The 21,235-nt window shown below is 67.5% G+C and carries 20 protein-coding genes and 2 pseudogenes; 8 read left to right on the forward strand and 14 right to left on the reverse strand.

Translation table 11 applies throughout. The features are described 5' to 3' along the window. The first annotated feature begins 71 nt into the window (after positions 1–71). Complete coding sequence (locus tag STSP_RS20145; protein ID WP_067279871.1) at positions 72–1,601, forward strand: glycosyl hydrolase family 28 protein; 1,530 nt, start codon at positions 72–74, stop codon at positions 1,599–1,601. A 111-nt stretch (positions 1,602–1,712) separates the two neighbouring features. Here STSP_RS20145 and STSP_RS20150 read toward each other — a convergent pair whose 3' ends face one another. From STSP_RS20150 to STSP_RS40335, 3 genes are read right to left on the reverse strand one after another with little or no spacing between them, the layout of a single operon-like run. Beyond that, positions 1,713–2,597, reverse strand: coding sequence for a phosphotransferase family protein (locus STSP_RS20150; RefSeq protein ID WP_157902873.1), 885 nt, complete (start codon positions 2,595–2,597; stop codon positions 1,713–1,715). A gap of 21 nt (positions 2,598–2,618) precedes the next feature. Next, on the reverse strand, positions 2,619–3,335 hold the full coding sequence (locus STSP_RS20155; RefSeq protein ID WP_067279877.1) for a hypothetical protein: 717 nt from the start codon (positions 3,333–3,335) through the stop codon (positions 2,619–2,621). Then, positions 3,332–3,490, reverse strand: a complete 159-nt coding sequence (locus STSP_RS40335; RefSeq protein ID WP_332835384.1) for a trypco2 family protein — start codon at positions 3,488–3,490, stop codon at positions 3,332–3,334. The genes STSP_RS20155 and STSP_RS40335 overlap by 4 nt, the downstream gene beginning before the upstream one ends. Positions 3,491–3,628: 138 nt before the next feature. Between STSP_RS40335 and STSP_RS20160 the strand changes: the two genes are divergently transcribed. The 4 genes from STSP_RS20160 to STSP_RS20170 all read left to right on the forward strand — a co-directional run bounded on the left by STSP_RS20160 (position 3,629) and on the right by STSP_RS20170 (position 6,868). After that, positions 3,629–3,982, forward strand: a complete 354-nt coding sequence (locus tag STSP_RS20160; RefSeq protein ID WP_067279879.1) for a hypothetical protein — start codon at positions 3,629–3,631, stop codon at positions 3,980–3,982. 115 nt (positions 3,983–4,097) lie between these two features. Beyond that, positions 4,098–5,381 carry an IS701 family transposase gene (locus tag STSP_RS20165; RefSeq protein ID WP_078067348.1) on the forward strand — a complete coding sequence of 428 codons (1,284 nt, stop codon included), beginning with the start codon at positions 4,098–4,100 and terminating at the stop codon, positions 5,379–5,381. 120 nt (positions 5,382–5,501) lie between these two features. Beyond that, on the forward strand, positions 5,502–5,663 hold the full coding sequence (locus STSP_RS41265; protein ID WP_408646333.1) for a toxin-antitoxin system HicB family antitoxin: 162 nt from the start codon (positions 5,502–5,504) through the stop codon (positions 5,661–5,663). Then, positions 5,660–6,868 carry an RNA-guided endonuclease InsQ/TnpB family protein gene (locus STSP_RS20170; RefSeq protein WP_067279882.1) on the forward strand — a complete coding sequence of 403 codons (1,209 nt, stop codon included), beginning with the start codon at positions 5,660–5,662 and terminating at the stop codon, positions 6,866–6,868. The genes STSP_RS41265 and STSP_RS20170 overlap by 4 nt, the downstream gene beginning before the upstream one ends. A 129-nt stretch (positions 6,869–6,997) precedes the next feature. Here the strand turns inward: STSP_RS20170 and STSP_RS20175 are convergent, their stop codons facing one another. Both STSP_RS20175 and STSP_RS20180 read right to left on the reverse strand, forming a co-directional pair. Next, entirely contained in the window at positions 6,998–7,327 is a 330-nt protein-coding gene (locus STSP_RS20175; protein WP_067279884.1) for a branched-chain amino acid transporter permease, read from the reverse strand. Then, a complete protein-coding gene (locus STSP_RS20180; RefSeq protein WP_067279887.1) occupies positions 7,320–8,099 on the reverse strand; it encodes an AzlC family ABC transporter permease in 780 nt (259 codons plus the stop codon). The genes STSP_RS20175 and STSP_RS20180 overlap by 8 nt, the downstream gene beginning before the upstream one ends. A gap of 62 nt (positions 8,100–8,161) precedes the next feature. Here STSP_RS20180 and STSP_RS20185 point away from each other — a divergent pair, with 62 nt between their 5' ends. Then, on the forward strand, positions 8,162–8,620 hold the full coding sequence (locus STSP_RS20185) for an Lrp/AsnC family transcriptional regulator (RefSeq protein WP_067279890.1): 459 nt from the start codon (positions 8,162–8,164) through the stop codon (positions 8,618–8,620). Between the two features lie 38 nt (positions 8,621–8,658). On the opposite strand, the gene STSP_RS20190 is transcribed toward STSP_RS20185, so the two are convergent. From STSP_RS20190 to STSP_RS20230, 9 genes and pseudogenes are all read right to left on the reverse strand, one after another. Further along, complete coding sequence (locus tag STSP_RS20190; protein WP_067280158.1) at positions 8,659–9,750, reverse strand: sugar ABC transporter substrate-binding protein; 1,092 nt, start codon at positions 9,748–9,750, stop codon at positions 8,659–8,661. A gap of 14 nt (positions 9,751–9,764) precedes the next feature. Beyond that, the gene (locus STSP_RS20195; RefSeq protein WP_332835383.1) at positions 9,765–10,100 is read right to left on the reverse strand and encodes an SDR family NAD(P)-dependent oxidoreductase; all 336 of its coding nucleotides are present in this window, start codon (positions 10,098–10,100) and stop codon (positions 9,765–9,767) included. A 244-nt stretch (positions 10,101–10,344) separates the two neighbouring features. Continuing rightward, on the reverse strand, positions 10,345–10,737 hold the full coding sequence (locus tag STSP_RS20200; protein ID WP_067279896.1) for a VOC family protein: 393 nt from the start codon (positions 10,735–10,737) through the stop codon (positions 10,345–10,347). Then, entirely contained in the window at positions 10,734–11,036 is a 303-nt protein-coding gene (locus tag STSP_RS20205; protein WP_067279898.1) for an ArsR/SmtB family transcription factor, read from the reverse strand. Before STSP_RS20205 ends, STSP_RS20200 begins: the two co-directional genes overlap by 4 nt. Before the next feature lie 876 nt (positions 11,037–11,912). Then, positions 11,913–13,712, reverse strand: a pseudogene (locus STSP_RS20210) (RICIN domain-containing protein); the annotation flags it as partial. Positions 13,713–13,894: 182 nt separating this feature from the next. Then, a complete protein-coding gene (locus STSP_RS20215) occupies positions 13,895–14,806 on the reverse strand; it encodes a carbohydrate ABC transporter permease (protein ID WP_067280160.1) in 912 nt (303 codons plus the stop codon). Between the two features lie 53 nt (positions 14,807–14,859). Next, entirely contained in the window at positions 14,860–15,816 is a 957-nt protein-coding gene (locus tag STSP_RS20220) for a carbohydrate ABC transporter permease (protein WP_232789727.1), read from the reverse strand. Position 15,817: 1 nt separating this feature from the next. After that, entirely contained in the window at positions 15,818–17,206 is a 1,389-nt protein-coding gene (locus STSP_RS20225) for an ABC transporter substrate-binding protein (RefSeq protein WP_067279904.1), read from the reverse strand. Positions 17,207–17,484: 278 nt separating this feature from the next. Beyond that, positions 17,485–18,612, reverse strand: a complete 1,128-nt coding sequence (locus STSP_RS20230; protein ID WP_067279906.1) for a LacI family DNA-binding transcriptional regulator — start codon at positions 18,610–18,612, stop codon at positions 17,485–17,487. 622 nt (positions 18,613–19,234) lie between these two features. On the opposite strand from STSP_RS20230, the pseudogene STSP_RS40340 reads away from it, so the two are divergent. Continuing rightward, positions 19,235–19,495 (forward strand): annotated as a pseudogene (locus tag STSP_RS40340) (substrate-binding domain-containing protein); the annotation flags it as partial. A 357-nt stretch (positions 19,496–19,852) separates the two neighbouring features. Continuing rightward, positions 19,853–20,854 carry a glycoside hydrolase family 43 protein gene (locus STSP_RS20240; protein WP_078067360.1) on the forward strand — a complete coding sequence of 334 codons (1,002 nt, stop codon included), beginning with the start codon at positions 19,853–19,855 and terminating at the stop codon, positions 20,852–20,854. The last annotated feature ends 381 nt before the right edge of the window (positions 20,855–21,235 follow it).

The following is a 21,235-nucleotide window of genomic DNA, read 5'->3' on the forward strand; positions in this document are numbered from 1 at the left end:
GGCGGCTGCAGCACCGGGGTCTCCGCCTCCGGCCACAGATGACCACGCCCACGTTCCGTCAAGGAGTCACCATGAGCTCGTCCCTGTCCCGGCGAACCACCCTCCAGGCCGCCGGCGCCCTCGCTGTCGCCGGCCTGGCCGGCAGCGTCGCCGGCACAGCACAGGCCGCCGCTGCCACGGCGGACGAGACCGGCACCGTCGACGACCGAGTGGTCATCCACCCGACCCTTCCGCAGGTGCCCGTCAACAACTCCTTCACCGTCAAGTTCCGGCCCGTCGGCGGCACCTGGCAGAGACTCGACGTCTATCTGGCCAAGCTCGCGCTGATCGACCCCGTCACCGGCAGCAACAGGGCCCAGAACTCCTCTGTGGCCATGTTCGACTTCTCCGGCACCGTCGAGGTCGAGGTCACCTACAACCCGGGCGCCTTCGAGAAGGTCCGTATACGCCCGGACTCGTACGGCATCAAGCCCGAGGTGCTCGGCAGCACCGCGCGCTTCACCCTGGACCGGCCCCGCAACATCGTCGTCCAGGTCGACGACAAGATCTTCGACTGCCTCCACCTGTTCGCGAACCCGATCGAGCAGGACGTGCCCGCCGAGGGCGACAAGAACGTCATGTACTTCGGGCCCGGTTTCCACACTCCCCCCAACGGGGAGCTGAAGGTGCCCAGCAACACCACCGTCTACCTGGCTCCGGGTGCGGTCGTCCAGGCCTTCGTGGACATCCAGGGGGTGGAGAACTCCCGGGTGACCGGCCGTGGCGTCCTCTACAACTCCAAGTGGGGCGCGATGCTGATCCGCAAGTGCGAGAACGTCACGATCGACGGCGTCACGATCCTCAACCCCCGGTACGAGAACATCAGGGTCGCGGAGTCGCAGAACATCACCATCAAGAACCTGCGCGCCTTCAGCCACCAGGGCTGGGGCGACGGCATCCAGCTCTACTGCTCCGAGAACGTCACCATCGATGGCTGCTTCCTGCGCACCTCCGACGACTCCATCGCCCTCTACACCCACCGCTGGGACTTCTACGGCGACACCCGCAACATCACGGTCAAGAACTGCTCCCTCTGGGCCGACGTCGCCCACCCGATCAACATCGGCGTGCATGGCAACACCGACACCCCCGAGATGCTGGAGAACCTGAACTTCGAGAACATCGACATCCTCGACCACCGCGAGCCGCAGGTGACCTACCAGGGCGCCATCGCCTTCATGGTCGGCGACAGCAACCTCGTCCGGGACGTCAGGTTCGACAACATCCGTGTGGAGGACTTCCGCTGGGGCCAGCTCGTCCACATACGGGTCGAGTACAACCCGAAGTACAACACCTCGGCCGGCCGCGGCATCGAGAACGTCTACGTCAAGGACCTCAGCTACAACGGCAAGAACGCCGACCTGTCGATCATCACCGGTCTGGACAAGGATCACGTCGTCAAGGACGTCACCTTCGAGAACCTCCGCGTCAACGGCAGGGTGATCGCCGACAGCACGGGCAAGCCGAGGTGGTACCTGGCCTCGGACGGCGTGCCCATGTTCGTCAACGAGTACGTGCAGAACCTGCGCTTCCTCACCACCGAGGAGGCCGCGGCCCTGTAGCCGCCTGGCCTGTAACCGCCTGGCGGTCCGGCTCCGGCGCCCCTGAGGGAACGCCGGAGCTTTTTTGCGAGTTCAGCGGGCTGACCCGCGCCGCCGCCCTTGGTGCGTCGGCTAGCCGAGGTACCTGCCTGCGAGTTCGCGTGCCCTGCGGCGGACGCGATCGTTTCCCGAGGGGCTGTTGAACGCGGCGTAGGGCGGCCACAGGAAGACGAAGATCGCGAGTTCTTCTGCCACCAGTGCGCGTTCCAGAGCGCGGCGGTCGCAGGGGCGAACGTCCAGATAGGCATCGACCAGGGCCCGGGGCACAGCCGTCCCCGATGGGGTTGCGCGCACGCTGAGGAAGGCCAGGTCGGAGGCGGGCCGGCCGACTCCCACCGCCTGCCAGTCGCAGAAGACCAGCGACCCTGCAGCGTGGACGATGTTGTCCGTGTGGCAGTCCCCATGGATGAGCACCGGTGGTAGCGCGCTGATCTGATCGTGTAGCTCGGTGCGGCCGGAGACCAAGGCGGGAAGCTGGGGAAGCGTGGCCGCCCAGAAGTCGTTGATCTCCTTCAGGTTCGGCGCGGCGAGAGCCTCCAGCAGCGCATCAGGACGGCTCGAGTCCCCGGCTTTCGGCAGCGGCATGCTGTGCAGGGCGGCCAAGTCCCTTCCCAGGTTCGTCCACATGTCCCGGGTCCACGACGCGACGCCCTGAGGCGTGCCGGCCGCCGTGAGCAGCATGGCCACACCCTCCTCGGTGTCCAGGGAGTTGAGGAGGCGTGGTGTGCGAATGGGGGCGACGGGTGCGAGGTCCTGATAGAAGCGCAGTTCCCGCCGGGCGGCTGCCAGCGCTTCTGGACCCAGCGCGACCGGAGTGACTTTGAGGTACGCGGCCTCCGCGTCGATCGTTCGTACGGCCTGAACGCTGGCGCCGGACCGGGACTCTACCTGCACTTCGAATCGCTCGACGGCCACTCGGAACTCGCCCAGCGCCAATTCCATGAGGTCACTCGGCACGCGGACAGCTCCTCCTGAGCACTACGAGCGTCGGTACAGCACAGACCGGAACCAGGCTCCCGGGTGTGGCCGAATGCCGGAACCGGGCACGCCCTCCTGGACAGGGGGCTTCCCCGTGAGGGGTACGCGGGGAGCCCTTTGGTCGTGAATCTTCACCTTACTTCCGCTCGGCAGCTCTTTCTCCCCGGCCAGATGGATCGTGACAGAAGAGGCAGGGACGGCCCGCAAAGCCGACACGTCCGCGTCCAGAGTCGTGAAAGAGCGGTGGTCTATCTGGGCACTCAACGTCCTGAGGTTGGGAAACACCTCCAGGAGTTCGCTGAAATCAATGCGGCTTCGGACTTCCGCCCTGAGGTGCAGGGACTGGATCTGCGGAAGCGGCGGCAGACGAAGTTCGGCGAGACGGGAGATCTGGGCGAGATCGATATCCAGCTCGTTGAGCTCGTGCAGCGCCACCAGCTTCCTCAACTCGTCTGGGACGAAGCGAGAATCGGTGTCCGCGGCCAGATGGAGCTTCGTGAGACCCGGCCAGCGTTCGATGCCGTCGAGCGACGATGTGCTCAGAGTCGACGGCACCAAGGTGAGGGCCTGCAGGCCCGAAGGCAGGGGCAAGTCCCTCAGGGCGCCCCAGGCCTGGCGGCTGTTGACGGAGACCGATCTCAGGCCCTGCAGTTCGGCCAGCGGGCTCATGTCGGGCCCTACAGGCATCATCTCCAGCTGCAGATGCTCGATGCTCACCTCGGAGATAGAGGAATAGTCCTTGAGGCTCCGCAGTCGACGAATCCCAGTGAGCGAAGACGCGGACGGCGCAGCTCGACCGTGAACTCGAGATCGATGTCCCCCACCTCGAAGCGCAGGTCACGCCCCGTCCCGCGCGCCCCAGCGGTGAGCAGTTAGTCGCGTACGGCCTGGACGGCGTCGGCGAGCTCGATCCCGTCCATCAGATTCCTTTCGAGGGGACCACCGGCTTTAGTACTCCAGTGCGACTTCGTGATCGAGTCCGTGGCGTTCGTGCCCCTTACTGTGGCGGCATGGGCTATGACGTGCACATCACCAGGCGTACGCCGTGGTGGGAGGAAGAGGGCGAGCAGATCACCACGCAGGAGTGGGCGGCGGTAGTCGCTGCCGACTCCGACCTGGAGATGGTTCAAGTGGCCCGAGTTTCTCCGTGCGGCCAGGACGCCGTGTTGGAGTACCGACACGAGTGGCTGGCACAGATGTGCACCCACCCGCAACGGGACACTCACGGTGCCTGGTTGGACTGGGAACAGGGGCAGATCGTGGTGAAGAACCCGGATGAGATCCTGCTCAAGAAGATGCGGGAGATCGCGCGGGTACTGGGGGCGCGCGTCCAGGGCGACGACTGTGAGTACTACGACGAGTAAACACTGCCGGTCCGCCGCAGGGACGGCCACCGCGTGATCATCGGGGGTTGTGTGGACTCCTGAAGATCGTGTGGTGGCCGCAGGCCATAGCGTAGACCCTGCCCGCTGGCGGGCGATGTTCGACCAGGTTATGGCCCGGATCGCAGGCCGATTCAGGCGAGTTGAGCCCAGGGCCGCGGCCCGCTCCTATCTGCTCGGGCTGCTGTCGGGCGTGGAACGAAAGAACTGCTGGCAGCTGGCCGAACAGGCGGGCCATACGCGGCCCGGGCCGATGCAGCGCCTGCTGCGCTGCGCCCGCTGGGACGCCGATGCCGTCCGCGACGATTTGCGTGCGTACGCCGCCGAACACCTCGGCACCGACGGCGGCGTTCTCGTCGTCGACGAGACCGGCTTCCTGAAGAAGGGCCGGTCCTCGGCAGGAGTGCAGCGGCAGTACACCGGCACCGCAGGACGCATCGAAAATGCCCAGGTCGGTGTGTTCCTCGCCCTGGCCACCAGCCGGGGACGGGCCCTGATCGACCGACGGCTCTACCTCCCGGAACACTCCTGGTCCACTGATCCCGAACGCCGCAACACGGCCGGGATACCCGAGACGGTGCAGTTCGCCACCAAGCCCCGTCTGGCCGAGGAGATGATCGAGGCCGCACTGGACGCCGGAATCGGTGCCTCCTGGGTGACCGGCGACGAAGCCTACGGACAGGACCCCCAGCTCCGCGCCGCCCTCGAGGCACGCGGTATCGGCTACGTGATGGCCGTCGCCTGCTCGATGCGCGTGAGAATCAACCACGGCCGCACTTCCGTCCGCGCGGACACCGTCGCCGGCCGCCTGCCCGCCACAGCCTGGCAGCGGCGCAGCGCCGGAAACGGCGCGAAAGGGCCGCGATACTACGACTGGGCCTGGATCCGCATCGGCACCGGCAACCACCGGCACCTGCTCATCCGACGCAACCGGTCCACCGGCGAACTCGCTTTCTATCTGTGCTGGTCGCTCACCGAAGTGCCCGCGTCGGAACTGGTCCGCGTCGCCGGTGTCCGCTGGAGCATCGAGGAGTGCTTCCAGGCCGCCAAGAGCCAGGTCGGACTCGACCACTACCAGGTTAGGCACTGGACTTCATGGCACCGGCACATCACGCTCGCCATGCTCGCCCTGGCCTTCCTGACTGCCCTCGCCGCCGACGCGGCCCGCGAACGGCCCGCCGACGCGCACCAGCTTGCCCGCAGCAGCGATCCGATCACGCTGACCGTCCCGGAGATCCGCCACCTACTTGCCGCTCTCTTCAACCCACCGGCCGTGACTCCGACCAGGCCGCTGCACTGGTCCAACTGGCGCAGACGGCACCAGGCAACAGCCCGACGCAGCCACTACCGACGACGGACCGCCAGCGAACCCACTGGGTAGATCACGAAGCCACACTGGAGTATTAGCCGGTGGGGGAATCGAATCCGCTCCTGCGCTGCGGAGCAGCGCAGCGTCTGGTCTTGGACGTGAGCCACCGCCAAAAAGGGTGGCATTTTGGTTGTGGCTAGAGGTGACCGCCGGGAGTCGCTGAACCTCCGCGTACCCCCAGACTTGAAGCGGCAGATCGAGGAATACGCCCACCGGGCGGGCATTTCGATCAACGCTGCTGCGTGCGTGCTCCTCGCCGACGCCTTGCGCCTTGAACGGAGGCGCAAGGGGTGATCCGCGCCTACAAGTTCCTTCTGCGTCCCACGGCCCGTCAGGCGGTCGCGTTGGGCGAGATGCTGCGGGAGCACTGCTCGCTGTACAACGCCGCCCGTCAGGAGCGCCGGGACGCCTACCGGCACAGCTCGAAGATGAGCATCAAGTACGGCGAACAGTCCGCCCAGTTCAAGGAGATCCGCGCGTTCGAACCCGACCGCCAGGGCCGCTGGTCTTTCTCCTCCCAGCAGGCCACCTTGCGCCGCCTGGACAAGGCGTTCGCCGCGTTCTTCCGCCGGGTCAAGGCCGGGCAGAAGCCCGGGTACCCGCGGTTCAAGGGCGTCGGGCACTTCGACACCGTCGTCTTCCCCAAGGACGGCGACGGCTGCCGCTGGGACTCCACTCCGCACGATATGCAGACCCGCGTCCGCCTCCAGGGCATCGGACACGTCCGTGTGCACCAGCACCGGTCCATCCAGGGCCGCGTGAAGACGATCAGCATCAAGCGTGACGGCAGCCGCTGGTACGTCGTCCTCTCGTGCGACGACGTGCCCGCCGAGCCGCTGCCGGCCACCGGCGCCGTGGTCGGCATCGACATGGGCGTGTCGCACTTCCTGACCACCTCGGACGGCGCACACGTCGCCAACCCGAAGTTCCTCGACGCGGCGGCGGACGAGCTGGCCGACGCCCAACGGCACCTCGCCACGTTCCCCAAGCGCACCCGGCAGCGCACGAAGAGGCACCGCGCCCCCGCCCGCAAGGTCGCCAAACTCCACGCGAAGATCCGGCGGCAACGCCTCGACTTCCACCACAAGACCGCGAACGCGCTGATCCGCGACCACGACCTGATCGCGCATGAGCGACTCAACACGGCGGGCATGACGAAGGCGCCAGCACCCAAGCCCGACCTCAGCACGCCCGGCGCGTTCCTGCCGAACGGCGCCGCCGCGAAGACCGGGCTCAACCGCAGCATCCTCGACGCGGGTTGGGGGCAGTTCCTGGTGATCCTGGCGAACAAGGCTGAGAGTGCCGGTCGCCTGACCATCCCGGTGGACGCCCGCAACACCTCCCGCACGTGCTTCGAATGCGGGCACGTCGCGAAGGAGAAGCGCGTCACCCAAGCGGAGTTCCAGTGCACGGCGTGCGGCTTCACCGCGAACGCGGACCACGTCGGCGCGACGAACGTCCTCAACAGGGCCGGGCTGGCCCTCTGCGACGTGGCCTAGCTACCGACGCAGGAAGCCCGCGCGTTTACGCGTGGGTGGAGTCACGAGTTCGGAACCCGGCGATCCGGCGCCGCAGAGCCGCCCGCTCTCCGGTCCGCTGGAGCCCTCTTCGAAGCCCCTGAGTGGGCGTCAGGACCTGAGAACCGTGCTGGCCAGGAGCACGTGGACGGCCGTGCCGCCGAGGATGCTCAGCAGGGCGTTGCGGCGCCACAGGTGCAGGCCGACGGTGACGGCCAGGGCCGCCGACGGAGCCAGGACACGGGGCTCGGTGAGGGGCAGGTCGCGCAGGCAGTAGACGACCAGGATCACCATGATGCCGGCCGGCATACGGGTGCTGAGGTACTGCACGGTGCTGCTCGCGCGCAGCGGAGCGAGCACGGCGAAGGGCAGCGCACGCAGGCCCCAGGTGACGGCGGCGGTGACGAGAACCGCGGCGATGAGGTAGGGGGTGTCAGGCATGGCTCGGCTTCCTCCTGGTCGTGTTCCCGCTGGTCGTGTTCCTGCCGGTCATGACGTGGCGAGCCAGTAGCCCGGCGGTGAACAGGGCGAAGGCGACGAGGAGCATCTGGCTCGGATAGACGAGCCGGGCGGCCAGGGCGCTTAGGAGGGCGAGCACGGGGGTCGGCAGGTCGCCCCGCCGGTCGCGGACGGCGTCCAGGGCCAGGACGGTGAACAGGGCGGTCAGCGCGAAGTCCAGGGCGGTGACGCTGTCCGGAATGAGGGAGCCGAGCAGGGCTCCCGCGGTGGCGCCGCCGGCCCAGTACAGGTGCATGAAGAGCTGCAACCACAGGATGCGCCGGCTGGACCAGGAGCGGGCCTGCTCGGCGGCGGTCAGGGCGTATGCCTCGTCGCTCAGGGCGAAGGTGCTGTACGTCCTGCCGAGGCGCCCCCTCACACGGTCGAGCGGGAAGGACAGCGCGTAGAAGACGTGCCGGACGTTCACGAGGAACGCGGACACCGCGATCGCCCCCAGTGGGGCGGCGGCGGTGACCATGCCGATGAGCAGGAACTCGAACGATCCGCCGTAGATCACCGCGCTGGACAAGGCCGTCCACCACCAGTCGACGCCGGAGTGGGTGACGAGCACCCCGTAGGCGATGCCCAGCGGGACGAATCCCAGGCCCACGGAGGCGGAGTCCTCGAAGGCGGCCCGCGCCTCGGAGGGCGTCCGGGACGGAGGGACGGGTGCAGACCGCGATGGGCCGTCAGCCACGTGAGGCGCTATCTGCATGCAGACATTTTAGGACGAGTTACGCCTTATATGGTTGCGGATTATGACTCTATGATCGCTTCATGGGCAATGAAATCAACCTGGACGCCACTGACCGAGACATTTTGTTTCACCTGCGTCAGGACGGGCGGCTGACCAACGTCGAACTGGCCAAACGAGTCGGCCTGACCCCGCCCCCGTGCCTGCGCCGGGTCAAGCGCCTGGAAGAGACCGGCGTGATCACCGGATACCGGGCCGTCATCGACGCCGGAGCCCTGGGCCGCGGGCTGGAAGTCCTCATCGACGTTGAGATCTATGCCCAGGACCGCAAGACCGTCGAGGAGTTCGAGACCACCGTGGCCTCCTACGAGGACGTCATCGAATTCCGTCGCATGTACGGCCGCCCCGACTATTTCATCCGCGTCGCCACCGCCGACCACGCCGCCTACGAGGCCTTCCTCATCGAGAAGCTCAGCGGCCTGCCCGCCGTCCTGCGCCTCGAATCCCACTTGACCATGAAGGTGATCAAGGCGGCCCCGTAATGGGCGGTGCAGAGGTACCCCCTCCCGGCCCCTTCCGGCTACTTCCGGGTGACTTCCGGGCCGAGGGTGTTGCCCCAGAGGGACGTGTCGTCGCTCTTGAGACTGGGCACGCCGTCGTACGTCCCGCCGTCCGCGGTCACCAGCGGTGCGGACAGCTGGTCCTCCAGCACACCGTCGCGGACCTTGACGATGGTGCTGTCGTGGTCGGTCTTGCCGGGCTTGAATGTCTTGCCCTCGATCGCCGCCTTCAGGTAGGAGAGGGCGTACTTGGCGTAGAGGTCGGCGGGCTGCGAGACCGTGGCGTCGATCTTTCCCTCGGCGATTCTCCTGAGCTCCTCTGGGGTGCCGTCGTTGGAGACCACGAATATGTGCTTCTTGTCCTTCGGGCCGACCAGCAGGCCCTGCTGCTTGAGCACGTGCAGGGTGCCGGAGAGAGCGAAGCTGGCCTGCATGTAGACGCCCTTGATGTCCGGGTGGGCGGTGAGAGCCGCCTGCAGCTTCTGCGCCGCGACCGTCCCGTCCCAGTTGGTCGCCTGGCCGAGGACCGTGATCTCGGGGTAGTGCTCGTTCATGCAGTCGTTGAAACCCTCCGTGCGGTCCCGGCCGTTGATCGAGGCAAGGTCGCCCTCGAGCATGACCACCTTGCCCTGGCCGCCGAGCTTGGCGCCGAGGTATCGGCAGGCCTTCTCGCCGAAGGCGCGGTTGTCGGCGCGTACGACCATGTAGACCTTGCCGGTGTCGGGACGGGTGTCCACGGTGACCACGGGGATCTTCTGCGCGGCCATCTGCTGGAGGGTGGGCGCGATCGCGGCGGTGTCCTGCGGGGCCATCGCGACGCCCTTCACCCCGTGGCTGATGAACGTCTGTGCATTGGCGGCGAGCTTGCCGACGTCGTTCTGCGAGTTGGTGGTCTTCAGCCCCAGGCCGAGCTCCTTGGCGAACTGCGGGGTGTATTTGATGTACGAGTTCCAGAAGTCGGTGTCCGAACGGGGGTAGTCGACGCCCACCACCTGGGCACCGGCCGGGTCGCCCCCCGAGTCGGCACCGGAGCCGCCGCAGGCGCTGAGTGTGGTGACGGCGAGGGCGCTGACCGCGCCGAGGCAGGAATACCTGAGGCATCTGCTCTTCATGAGGCATCTGCTCTTCATGGCTGGTTCTTCCTGCGGACGGTTTCGCGCGGCAGGTCCGGCGCGGGACCGAATCCGTAGTCCGCCCATGCCGCCGACGAGGGCGAGATGATGCCCTGGGCGCCGATCCCGGCGCTGCTCGCAAGGATGCCGAGGCCGCCGAACCAGCGTGCGGCCTCCTCGACCGCCGCCCGTACGGTCACGTCGTCGGCCGCGTCGGCCGGTGTGTCGACCAGCGGTGCGGGCATGGCGTCGGGCCTGAGGTCGAGGCAGGCGACACAGGCCCCGCGGGCGGCGAGCAGCCGTGCCGTGGCCAGCCCTACCCCTGATGCGCCACCGGTCACTACAGCCATCAGACCAGCGAATTCCGACGCGCCCATGCGGTGCCTCCGCCTTCCACACTAAAGCCGTCGGGGCGGCGATGGGCGGTCACGGATGCCGGGTGGAGTTCGGCCCTGACGCCGGGGGGCGGCAGCACGAGCACGAGAGGGTTTCGAGGGACTTCGGAGTCATGCCCAGGCGTTGCCGACTCGCCGGCGTATTCCAGGGCGAGGGTCCGGTCGCCGCCGCGGCCTTGTCCCGCACGCGGCCGACCGCCTACTGCGGCCGTGTCGCGATCTGGATCAGGTTGCCGCAGGTGTCGTCGAAGACGGCGGTGGTGACGGCGCCCATCTCCAGGGGCTCCTGGGTGAAGCGGACGCCGAGGCCGCGCAGGCGCTCGTACTCCGCCTGCACGTCGTCGACGGCGAACTGGGCGAGCGGGATGCCGTCCTGCACGAGCGTGTCGCGGTAGGTCCTGGCAACCGGGTGACCGACGGGCTCCAAGAGCAGTTCGGTGCCGCCGGGCTCCTCGGGCGAGACGACGGTCAGCCACCGGTCCTTCTCGCCCACCGGGACGTCGTGCTTCTTCACGAAGCCGAGGATCTCGGTGTAGAAGTGCTCGGCCTTGGCCTGGTCGTCGACGAAGACGCTGGTCAGACGGATCTTCATGGGGTGCTCTTCTCCGGTCCGGATGTGTCGGGCACGAGCCATCGCTCGGCGATCTGCCGCAGCGGGGCTGTGTTCAGGTCGTGGAACTTGTAGCGGCCCTCCCGCCGGGTCTCGACGAGCCCGGCGGCCTCGAGCACGGCGAGGTGCTGGGAGACACCCTGGCGCGAGATGCCGAGCTGATGCTTCATGCTCAGTCGCGAGCAGATCTCGAACAGTGTCTGTCCGGACTTCTCCGCGAGCTCGTCGAGGATGGTGCGCCGGGTGGGATCGGCCAAGGCTTTGAAAAGGTCGTCGGCCACAACCACAGGATAGGCAAGTTTGCACTTGCCTATCAAGTCGAGGTGGACCGCGTCCCGAGTCGACTCGCTCCCACACACACGTCAGGGGCCCTCCGAAGAGTGCTCCTGATCTGCGGAAACATCCGACTTCTGAAAGTCGGGACGACAGGATTTGAACCTGCGACCCTTTGACTCCCAGCAACACGGTCGATCTTGGTTTGAAGACTTGTGCGGATGTTGCGCGCCCGAGCGCGCAGCGCCCCATTCCTGTGCCGATCGCCGACCAGCCCATGCCCAACACCGCATCAACCGTCACACCGGTGCAAGTTCCACCGCGGAACAAGGCGAGTCTCTGATCCGTGCGGGCTTCTGCCCCCACCCCCCAGCGCAGCAGTGTGCGGTGCCAGGTGAGCAGGGTGCCGGGGTGACCAGGGGGTGGCGCGGCGCAGCCGGCCCGGAGCCCGTGGCCGAGGCTGTCCGGTTGAGCCGGTTGTCGTGATCGGCAACAACGGAGGTTGGGATGAGCCGACGAGCCGGCTCACCCCAAGCCACGGATCAGCGTTCGGCGCCAGCGGCCCGCACGGTGACCGCGTCCCACATCAGCGGTGTGTCGTCGAAGACCACGGCGATCTTGATCTTCCTCCCGCCAGCGATCGTCGCCGGAAGCGCCACGCTGCCCTTCTGGTCCTCGTCGAAGGAGACCGGCCCGAGGTCGGTGGCCTTCCCGTCGGCTGTGAACGCGTAGACGTGGCCCGTCGTGTTCGCGTGCAGGGCCGTGCCCCCGGGATCCGACGCCGCCGCGTCCAGCGACACGGTTGCCTTCACCCCGACCTCGTTCGCCGCAATCAAATTCTCCGACCGCTTGTCCGTCGTCAGGTCCTCGGAGGTCGGAGCCCGCTGGACGAGCTGCCACTCCTGCGAGCCGTCCGCGACCGCGTTCTGCAAGGTCAGCGCCGCGCCTCGGGATGCACCGGTCAGGTACACGTTCGGGTTCTTCACCGCCTGGAACTTGTAGTAGCCGTCGGCGGCCTTGATGACGTTCCAGCTGCCTGTGGCGCTGTTGTCGACCCACTGGCCGATCCTCTGGCCCACCGTCGCGTTCCCCGTCCAGATCGCTGCCGCGCGGCCTCCGGACTGGTTCAGCAGCGTAGTGCCGCCCTGGGGCCCGGTCACCACGTGCCAGAACTGGGTGTCCTTGTCGGCCGCCGAGCCGGGGTCCTCCAGGACGACGTCAGGAACGTCTCCGTTGCCGATGTTCGCGTCGTTGGTCTTGTTCCCGGTGCCGATCACCTGGCCGGTCTTGCGGTTCACCAACTGGTAGTAGGCGCCCTCCGAGTGGCCGAGATCGACCTCTGCGTAGGCGATCGTCGACGTGCCCTGGTGGTTGAGGATCGCGATGCGACCGGTGCCCTCGACGTACTGCAGGTTGCGGGTGTAGCCGGCCTGCGAGGTCGTCTGGTACTCCTTCCACACGCCGTCGCTGCGTCCGCTCTCGTTGACCCAGACGTTGCCGCTGCTGGCGGCGTTGTAGACCAGGCGCCCGTCCGGGAGCCGGATGATGACCGGGCTGCCCCACACCGCGAGAGGACGGGAACCGGCGTCGACCGGCAACGAGGTGACGGGGTTGCCCACAGAGCCGCGGTAGAACTTCAACGGGTCATCGGCTATCGCGTACCGGGTGTTGGTTCCGCCGCCCCAGTACTCGTAGGTGAGGAGCCACTTGCCGTCCGTCGTTGGGACGACGTTTGTCATGCCCGGTCGGCCGCCTCCGATCTCCGTCTTGCCGCCGCCCATGTCCTGGGTCAGTCCTGCGACGTCGACGACGGGCTCGCTCCACTCCTTGCTGCGGCCGTTCCAGGTCTTGTGGACGAGGATCTGGCCGTGCGAGTCCGGGGCGGTGTCGTTCGCGGGGTCCAGTGTCGGTACGCCGGTGACCGGGTCGAAACCCAGGTAGTCGTTCTCGTCCGAGTAGTAGCAGACGAGCTTGCCGTTGTAGACCATCAGGTACGGCTCCCAGAGGGGATCCACCTGCCGGTGCGTGTTCGCGCTCGCGACGTTCCGGCCGATCGCGCCAGCGCTGCCGCCCTGCCAGCCGCCTGTCGCGATGACGTTGACGACCTTCCACGTCACGCCTTCGTCGGTGCTGGAGAACAGGGCGATCGCCATGTCACTGCGGTCTCCGTCGTTGGACGGCGTCCAGTTCGGGTCGGCTGCCTTGTGCTCCTTGTAGTAGTAGTCGTCGCCCGTCACGACGCTCGCGAGGAGCAGCGTGCCCTTCTTCAGGTTCCCGACGTCCTGCGGAAGGACGTAGAGATAGGGGGCTCCCCAGTTGCTCGTGTACTTCACGTACTTTGGGTCGCTGGAGAGGTACGCCGGGGCCTTGACCTCCGACAGCGGCTGCCATGACGTGCCGTAGTCGTCGCTCTTGTAGACCGGGAGAGTCTCTCCGTCTGCGCTCCCCGTCGTCGGCACGACAGTGGCCTTCTCGAACGTTGCGACCAGGCGTCCACTCGGCAGTTGCGCCGATTTCACGTAGATCGCGCAGTTGCCCCGCCCTTTCAGGCACGGTTCATTTCCGAGTTGGTACAGGATCCCGCCCGTCGGGTTGTACGCCTGCGCGCTGGCCATGGGGACCGCCACCATCGCAGATACCGCGATGAAGGTGCCCAGCGCCTTTCCCAGCCGTCTTCTGTGCATTGCCTCTCCTTTGAGGGATGACCAGGGGTGATGCTCAGTTCTTCGGCGACCGTCGCGGTGACGGCCGTTGGGACCGCGGTTCAGGCGAGGTCGTCGTCGGCCGGGCCGCTGCCCGCCCGGTGACGACAACCCTCACGTCCCATGCGCCGGGCTCCAGTTCGGCACCTGGGGGCGCTCGTGCGTCACTGCTTGACGCTTCCGGTCGCCAAACCGCTCTGCCAGTAGCGCTGGAGCAGGAGGAAGGCGATGACGAGCGGGACGATGGAGATGAGGGAGCCGGTCACGACGAGCGGGAGCATGTCGCTGCTCGCGCCGGCCCCGCCGTTCTGCGCCTGGGCGGCCCAGGAGGAGAGGCCAACCGTGATCGGGTACAGGTTCGGATCGTTGAGCATGATCAGTGGCAGGAAGTAGTTGTTCCAGGTCGCCACGAGCGTGAAGAGCAGGACGGTCACCAGGCCGGGGGCCAGCAGCCTGAGGGCGATCCGGAAGAAGATCCGTGCCTCCCCTGCCCCGTCGATGCGGGCGGCCTCCAGGAGGCTGTCCGGGACCGCGTCGGCCGCGTAGACGCGCATGAGGTAGAGGCCGAAGGGGTTGACGAGGGAGGGCAGGATGATCGCCCAGGGGGTGTTGACCAGGCCGACCTTGGCGAACAGCAGATAGGTCGGGATCGCCAGCGCGGTGGCCGGGACCATGATGGCGCCGAGTACGAGGTTGAAGGCGGCACGGTCGCCGCGGAAGCTGAACTTGGCGAAGCCGTACCCTGCGGCGGCCGCGAGCAGGGCGGCGCCGAGTGCGCTGACGACGGCGTACACGGCGGTGTTGAGGAGCCAGTGCACGAAGACGCCGTCGCCCTGGGTGAAGGTCGCCGTGATGTTCACCAGCAGCTGCGGGGCACGGGAGAACCACAGGCCGAAGCTGTTGAACAGGTCCTGGGTGTTCTTGGTCGAGGCGACCAGCAGCCAGAACAGCGGGAGGAGGAAGTAGGCCAGGGCCGCCAGCATGGCGATCGTCAGTGGGGCGCTGCGGCGGTGGAAGGTGGAGCGGCGCCGCTTCTGTGCGGTGGGGGCCCGATCGGCCGGTGCGGCGGTGGCCATCTGCCGTGGGGGTGTCGCCTGTTCGAGCGAAGCTGAGAACTTGGGGGAGGTCGTCACGTGGCCCTCCTGCGGTTCGCGGTCAGCAGCACGACGTAGGAGGCGATCACGATGACCAGGCCCAGCAGGAAGGACACCGTGGCGGCGTAGTTGACCTGGTTGCCGGTGAAGGCGAGGGAGTAGGCGTAGAGGTTGGCGGTGTAGGAGCTGCTGATGACATCGGGAGCGATCTTCATCAGCAGGCTGGGCTCGTTGAACAGCTGGAAGCTGCCGATCACTGAGAACAGCAGAGTCAGCAGGAGCGCCGGCCGCAGCGCGGGCAGCTTGATCGACCAGGCGATCCGCCAGGAGCCCGCCCCGTCCATCGCGGCCGCCTCGTACAGGTCCTGTGGGATGGTGCGCAGGGCCGCGTACAGGATGATCATGTTGTAGCCGACGAACTCCCAGGTCACGATGTTCGCCAGGCTGCCCAGCATCCAGCTCTCGCTGAGGAAGTGCGGGGCCGGCAGGTCCAGCTTGCGGCTCAGCTGGGCGAACGGGCCGAAGTCGGGACCGTAGAGGTAGCCCCACATGAGCGTGGCGACCACGCTCGGGACCGCGTAGGGGACGAAGATGCCGAGCCGGATCACGCGTGCCATCCGCAGCAGACCACTGTCGAGCGCGAGGGCGAAGAGCAGGGCCAGCAGCAGCATCAGCGGCACCTGGATCACGAAGAACAGTGCCACGCGTCCGACGCCATGGAGAAGGAGCGGGTCCTTGAGGGCGGTGACGTAGTTGTCCAGGCCGACGAAGACCGTGCCGCCGATGAGCCGTTGCTGAAAGAGGCTGAGGTAGGCGGCGTAGCCGAGCGGGGCGAGGAACAGCAGCAGGAAGAGGATCAGGAACGGGGCTACGAACCATGGTCCTGCCGCACCGGACCAGCGACGTGGCGTGTGCGCTCGGCGCGGCCTCTTGGTGTAAGCCGCGGTCGGTGGGGACACTCCCTGCTCGAGCGCAGTCGCGAACTTGGCCATCTCAGGCCCCCTTGACGGTGAAGCCCTGGTTCTTGGCATAGGTCGTGAGCCGGGACTGCCACGTGCCGAGCGCGGCGACGGTGTCGGACTTGTCGGCTAGGGACTTGCCGACGGTCTCGGTCCAGTCGGTCGCCGCCTGGTCCAGGAACGGTGGCCACTGGAACGAGGTCGAGACCGTGTCGCTGATGTCGGCGAAGATCTGGTTGACCTTCTGGCCGCCGTAGAACGAGGGGGCATCTGACGTGAAACTCGCGTCCGTGAGCAGGGCCTTGGTCGCCGGGAAGGAGAACTGGTTGGTGGCGAACATCTTGGCGCTCGCCGGGTCACTGTTGAGGAACTGGGCGAACTGCGACGCCGCTATCGGGTTCTTGGTGGACCTGATGACCGCGGTCGTGGAGCCGCCCCAGTTGCCCGACGCCGGCTTGGACGCGTCCCACTGCGGCAGCGGCGCCGCCCGCCACGTGCCGGCGGTGGACTTGGCCGAACCGGACAGGAAGGCCGGGCCCCAGGCCGCGGTGAGCCAGGTGGCGTACTTGCCCTTGTTGAACCCGGCGTACCATGCATCGGCGAAGTCCGGGTCCGTGCTGATGACCCCTTCCTTCGCAAGCCCGCCCCAGTACTCGCCGAGCTTCTTGGAGACGGCATCGTCAACGCTGATGGAGAGGGTGCTCTTGCCCGAGGTCGCATACGGCTTGGCGCCCGCCTGCCACAGCAGGCCGTGCCAGGCGGCGGGCTCGTTCGCCGCGAGGTTGGTCAGGTAGACCCTAGGGTCGGCCTTGTGGAGCTTGCGGGCCGCAGCCGCGAACTGGTCCCAGGTCCCCGGCACTTGGATGCCGTGCTTGTCGAAGATGTCCTTGCGGTAGAGCAGCCCCATGGGTCCTGTGTCCTGGGGGATCGCCCATACCTCGCCACCGGGTCCGCTGACCTGTCCCCACGTCCAGTCGACGAATTGGTCCTTCAACGCCGAGGCACCGTACGGGGCAAGGTTCAGCAGGCTGCCCGTGATCGTGAAGGTGGGGATCGCCTGGTACTCGATCTGCGCCAGGTCGGGTGCACCGGTGCCGGCCTTCAGCGCGGTGCGCAGCTTGGTGTAGTGGGCAACGCCCTGGCCGGCGTTGACGATCTTGACCTTGATCGCGGGGTACTTCTTCTCGAAGAGTGCGACCTCATGCTGGATGTTCGGGACCCAGGTCCAGAACGTCAGTTGGGTCGGCGTCTTCATCGCCTTGTCGATGTCGGCCTGGCTCACCGGCTTGGCGGAGGCGGAGGAGCCACCGGAGTCGCTGTCGCCGCTGCACGCGGCGAGCGCGGCGCCGAGGGACACCGCACCGGTCGCGGCGAGGAACCGCCTGCGGCTCATGGAGGACGTGGGAACGAAGGATCGGGGCATGGTGAACTCCCGCCGATGGGCAGAGGGACGGAGCGCCTGGCAAGGCGCGTCGCAAAGGTGAAGGGGGAGAGATGTGTGGAGAGTGCGGGGCGCGGACGTCGCTACCGGGCATGGGGGTCGCCATGTTCCGGTCTGCGTCGCGCGCGCTGCGGCCGGCATGCGCGTCACGTGCCGTACAGCGAAGGTTCCACGGTGGGGGAAGGGTTTTGAGGGAAGGGTGAGCTCAGGCGTCTCACCGCCCGGTCACGAGCGGTGCCGCTCGGGCCGATGAGCACGGATCAGTCGGTGGTGGGCGGTCCGTCCCCGGCCGGGGGTGCGTGTGCCGAGCCGCTCGAGCGGGAGGCCGTGCGCCGCCCGCGCGCCGTGGCCTTCCGGGTCGGCGGAGGTGCGGTCGAACCGCGTACGACGAGCTCGACCGGCGGCTCGCTCGCCGAAGGCAGGCCGGTCTCCGGCTCCTGGATGGCGTGCACGAGCAGCCTGATTCCTTCCCGTGCCGCGGCGTCGAAGGGCTGACGCACGGTGGTCAGGGCAGGAGTGACGTAGGCGAAGACGGGGTTGCCGTCGAAACCCACGACGCTGATGTCCTCCGGCACGCGGCGCCCGGCTTCCCGCAGGGCGTGGATGAGGCCGATGGCCATGTCGTCGCCCGCCACGAACACAGCGGTCACGGAGCTGTCCGCAGCCAGTTGGCCCCCTGCCGCGTAGCCGGAGGCGGGTGACCAGTCTCCCTCGATCACCGGCGGTTCGTGCGCCCCCCGTGCCGCCAGCGCCGCCCGCCACCCCTTGAGACGGTCCTGGGAGGCGTACCACCGCCCCGGACCTGCGAGGTGATGCACCGTCGCGTGTCCCAGATCCAGCAAGTGATCGGTGGCCGCCCGCGCCAGTTCGTAGGCGCCCACGCCCACACTCAGGGTGCGGGCAGCGGTGAATGCCGGCGGTGCGCCCAGGAAGAGGACCGGCACATCGACCCTGATAGAGACCTCTCCTTCCACAATGGGCTCGGAGACGACGACGCCGTCAACTCCCTGCTCAAGGAGCGACATCACAGCGCCCGCGATGCCTTCCGGATCGCCGTCCGCCGTGTTGACCACACGCAGTGCGTAACCGGCGTCCCGTACAGCTTTCTCGATGCCCACGAGGAGCGAGGCGGTTCCGTAACCGGCTGTCCCCAGGGCGACGACACCGATGGAGCGGTTCCGCCCGGAGGCCAGCGCCCTGGCGGCGTGGTTCAGTCGATAGCCCAGTTCCTCGGCGGCTTCGAGGACGCGTCGGCGGACCTCGTCGGAGACGTATGGCTCGTTGTTGAGGACCCGCGACACGGTCTTGCGCGAGACCCCGGCCACACGGGCCACGTCCTCGCTGCGCGGCGCGGACGAACCCGCGCTCCGCCTCACCACTCGTGCCATGAAGTCTCCCGACGGCGTATGCCTGCATCAGGCGAAGTCAGCTGTATGACCGCGCGGTCACTGACAGCGCGGTCATATCTACGCAGTTGGAGGAGCACGCGTCAAGAGCACGCACAGCGCCATGCCTCTTCTACGGGACTCTTCCGACGCTGCCGAACGCGTGCCGAGGACCGTCACGGCCTGCTCCCGCAACAGCGCTCGGCCATGCGTCGATGCAGGTGAGACCTGAGGGCCCGGTGTGGCCAGCGCCGGCCGAAACCCCTGAGCGCCTGTCCCGGCAGTCGGACGGGCGGCTTTGCAGGGGTCGGCCCGTGCGACACGCCGTCCGCAGCGTCCGATCGCGCGCCTGGTCAGAAGCAGTTTTTGCGCCGCAGGCAGGGCTTCGCCCGACACCTGGCTACCGGCTTCTCCGCGAGGGCGCGGGGTTGAAAGAAGCCGTGCGCACACCCTTGACGCGCGTTCTTGGACTGCGTAGACAATGACCGCGCGGTCATACAGCGGGCCTCGAAAGGTTCCCGCGTTCGGCCAGAGGAGACACCATGACACGAGTGGTAGGACGGGGCGCGAGCCCCTCTGTGCCCCGCAGTGCCGATGTCGCCCAACTGGCTGGCGTGACCACCGTGTCGAGGACCTGACAGAAGCCGGTCGACGCGTGCCCCACGACGTCAGCGTCATCGGCTTCGACGGCAACCCCGTCTTCGCCCACGTCACCCCGCCCATGACCACCGTGCGGCAGCCGTACGACGCCGCAGCCAGAGACGGACTCAGGCCTTTCGTCCACGCCATCGAAAAGCCCGACACCCACATGCCACCGGCGAGCGACCCACCGGTCGAACTCGTCGTCCGAGCCTCGACTGCACCCCCACCGTCCTCCCCCAGCTAGACGGCGCACTTCATCGTCACGTTCTCCCCCATCCCCACGGTCACACGTCTGATCGCAGCTACCCAACTGCGTCAGACCTCCCCCGCAGGCGATCAAGGCCCCCTCCGGCAAGACGAGGCCGGCACACCCAGAAGAGCCATGCCGCACGTCATGGTTTGTCGCTAAACAAGGGGCGGCGCTCGCCCTCACATCTCCCAGAAAGGCTGAACTGCCTTGCCAAGATCCCGACGTAGCTTCATCGCCGCCTCTGGCGCGGCCGCCACCGCAGCCGTCCTCGGCGCAGCGTCTCCGTCATCCGCGGCGGCTTCCGCCGACGGCGTGTCAACGACGTCTTCGACCGCGGTGGACACCGATCTCATGCGGCTTCCGGACATGCCGCTGCACGACCCGTTCATCGTCGCCGACAAGGAGACCCGGACGTACTACCTCTACACGTCCAACGACCGCTCGGTATCGGGTGTGGCCGGCACCGGCACGATGGTCTACCGCAGCCACAACCTGCGCGACTGGATGCGCCCGGTCGTGGTCTTCCTGGCCGCCGACCAGGAGGGACTCTGGGCGACCGACGGCGGGTGGGCGCCGGAGGTGCACAAGTGGGACGGCAAGTACTACCTGTTCACCACCCTGCACAACCAGAACAAGCCGCTTCCGGTCCCGCCACCCAACCAATGGGGCACGCCGTTCCCCATCGGGAACTACATGCGTGGCACGATCATCGCTGTCTCGGAGTCGCTGCTGGGGCCCTTCACCGTCATCGACCCGTCACGCCCCACCCCGCCCGAGAACCTCATGACCCTCGACGGGACGTTGTACGTCGACCCGTCCGGGCAGCCCTACATGGTCTACGCACACGAGTGGCTGCAGACCATCGACGGAACCATGGAAGCGATCCGGCTGGCTCCGGACCTGTCGGGAACCGTCGGCGATCCGACCTACCTGTTCAAGGCATCGGACGCGTTCTGGGTCAGCGAGCAGATCCCCAGCGGAGTACCGCATCAGCTCCCGCCCTATGTCACCGACGGCCCGCAACTGTACCGCGCCCCTGACGGATCCCTGGTCATGCTGTGGTCGACGTACGAAAAGAACTCGGCCAACCCGGACGGCACCGTTGGCGGCTACTACGTGCAAACCTATGCCGTCTCGAAGTCCGGCAACATCAAGGGGCCGTGGAGTCAGCGCCGACCGCTGGTCCGGAACGACAGCGGTCACGGCATGCTGTTCCACACCTTCGATGGCCAGCTGATGATGGTCCTTCACCGCCCCTTCAACAACGCGCGGGGGAAGCTGTACGAGATGCAGCTTGTCGGTCACGAGCTTCGGGTGCTCCGCCAGCGCACCGATCTCGATGGCGGCGGGTGAAGCCCACTGTATGACTGCTGACTGCCGGTGGACCCGAACACCTGGCACCTCGCCGGCTCGCAGCCGATGGTTCGCCGCCCGGGACAGGCTCAGAGGCCGGTGCGCGGCCCTCGCGGCAGGGCGCGTCAGCCGTTCGGGGCGCTGTGGCGCACGAGGGACTCCGTCTTCTGGCGCAGGCCATCGAGCGCCCAGCACGGTGGAAGGTTCCGGCACGGCTCGGGCGGCGCCGTACCGCCGCTCCGCCGGGTGCCGCCGCCACACCTGCCGGGCACCGGCAGATGGCGGGCGTCGTGGTGAAGGGGCCGGCGCATGACGGACTGGGGCGTCGAGCCTCCCGAGTGCACCGCGCTTGCGAACGTCCCTGGCCTCACCTCGGCAAGG

It is taken from the genome of Streptomyces jeddahensis (genome assembly GCF_001642995.1).
Classification (GTDB): domain Bacteria; phylum Actinomycetota; class Actinomycetes; order Streptomycetales; family Streptomycetaceae; genus Streptomyces; species Streptomyces jeddahensis.

Coding starts and splice junctions, on each gene's coding strand:
- STSP_RS20145 (WP_067279871.1), top strand. CDS start 72: ATGAGCTCGTCCCTGTCCCGGCGAACCACCCTCCAGGCCGCCGGCGCC.
- STSP_RS20160 (WP_067279879.1), top strand. CDS start 3,629: ATGGGCTATGACGTGCACATCACCAGGCGTACGCCGTGGTGGGAGGAA.
- STSP_RS20165 (WP_078067348.1), top strand. CDS start 4,098: ATGTTCGACCAGGTTATGGCCCGGATCGCAGGCCGATTCAGGCGAGTT.
- STSP_RS20175 (WP_067279884.1), bottom strand. CDS start 7,327: ATGCCTGACACCCCCTACCTCATCGCCGCGGTTCTCGTCACCGCCGCC.
- STSP_RS20180 (WP_067279887.1), bottom strand. CDS start 8,099: ATGCAGATAGCGCCTCACGTGGCTGACGGCCCATCGCGGTCTGCACCC.
- STSP_RS20185 (WP_067279890.1), top strand. CDS start 8,162: ATGGGCAATGAAATCAACCTGGACGCCACTGACCGAGACATTTTGTTT.
- STSP_RS20190 (WP_067280158.1), bottom strand. CDS start 9,750: ATGAAGAGCAGATGCCTCAGGTATTCCTGCCTCGGCGCGGTCAGCGCC.
- STSP_RS20195 (WP_332835383.1), bottom strand. CDS start 10,100: ATGGCTGTAGTGACCGGTGGCGCATCAGGGGTAGGGCTGGCCACGGCA.
- STSP_RS20200 (WP_067279896.1), bottom strand. CDS start 10,737: ATGAAGATCCGTCTGACCAGCGTCTTCGTCGACGACCAGGCCAAGGCC.
- STSP_RS20215 (WP_067280160.1), bottom strand. CDS start 14,806: ATGGCCACCGCCGCACCGGCCGATCGGGCCCCCACCGCACAGAAGCGG.
- STSP_RS20220 (WP_232789727.1), bottom strand. CDS start 15,816: ATGGCCAAGTTCGCGACTGCGCTCGAGCAGGGAGTGTCCCCACCGACC.
- STSP_RS20225 (WP_067279904.1), bottom strand. CDS start 17,206: ATGCCCCGATCCTTCGTTCCCACGTCCTCCATGAGCCGCAGGCGGTTC.
- STSP_RS20230 (WP_067279906.1), bottom strand. CDS start 18,612: ATGGCACGAGTGGTGAGGCGGAGCGCGGGTTCGTCCGCGCCGCGCAGC.
- STSP_RS20240 (WP_078067360.1), top strand. CDS start 19,853: ATGCGGCTTCCGGACATGCCGCTGCACGACCCGTTCATCGTCGCCGAC.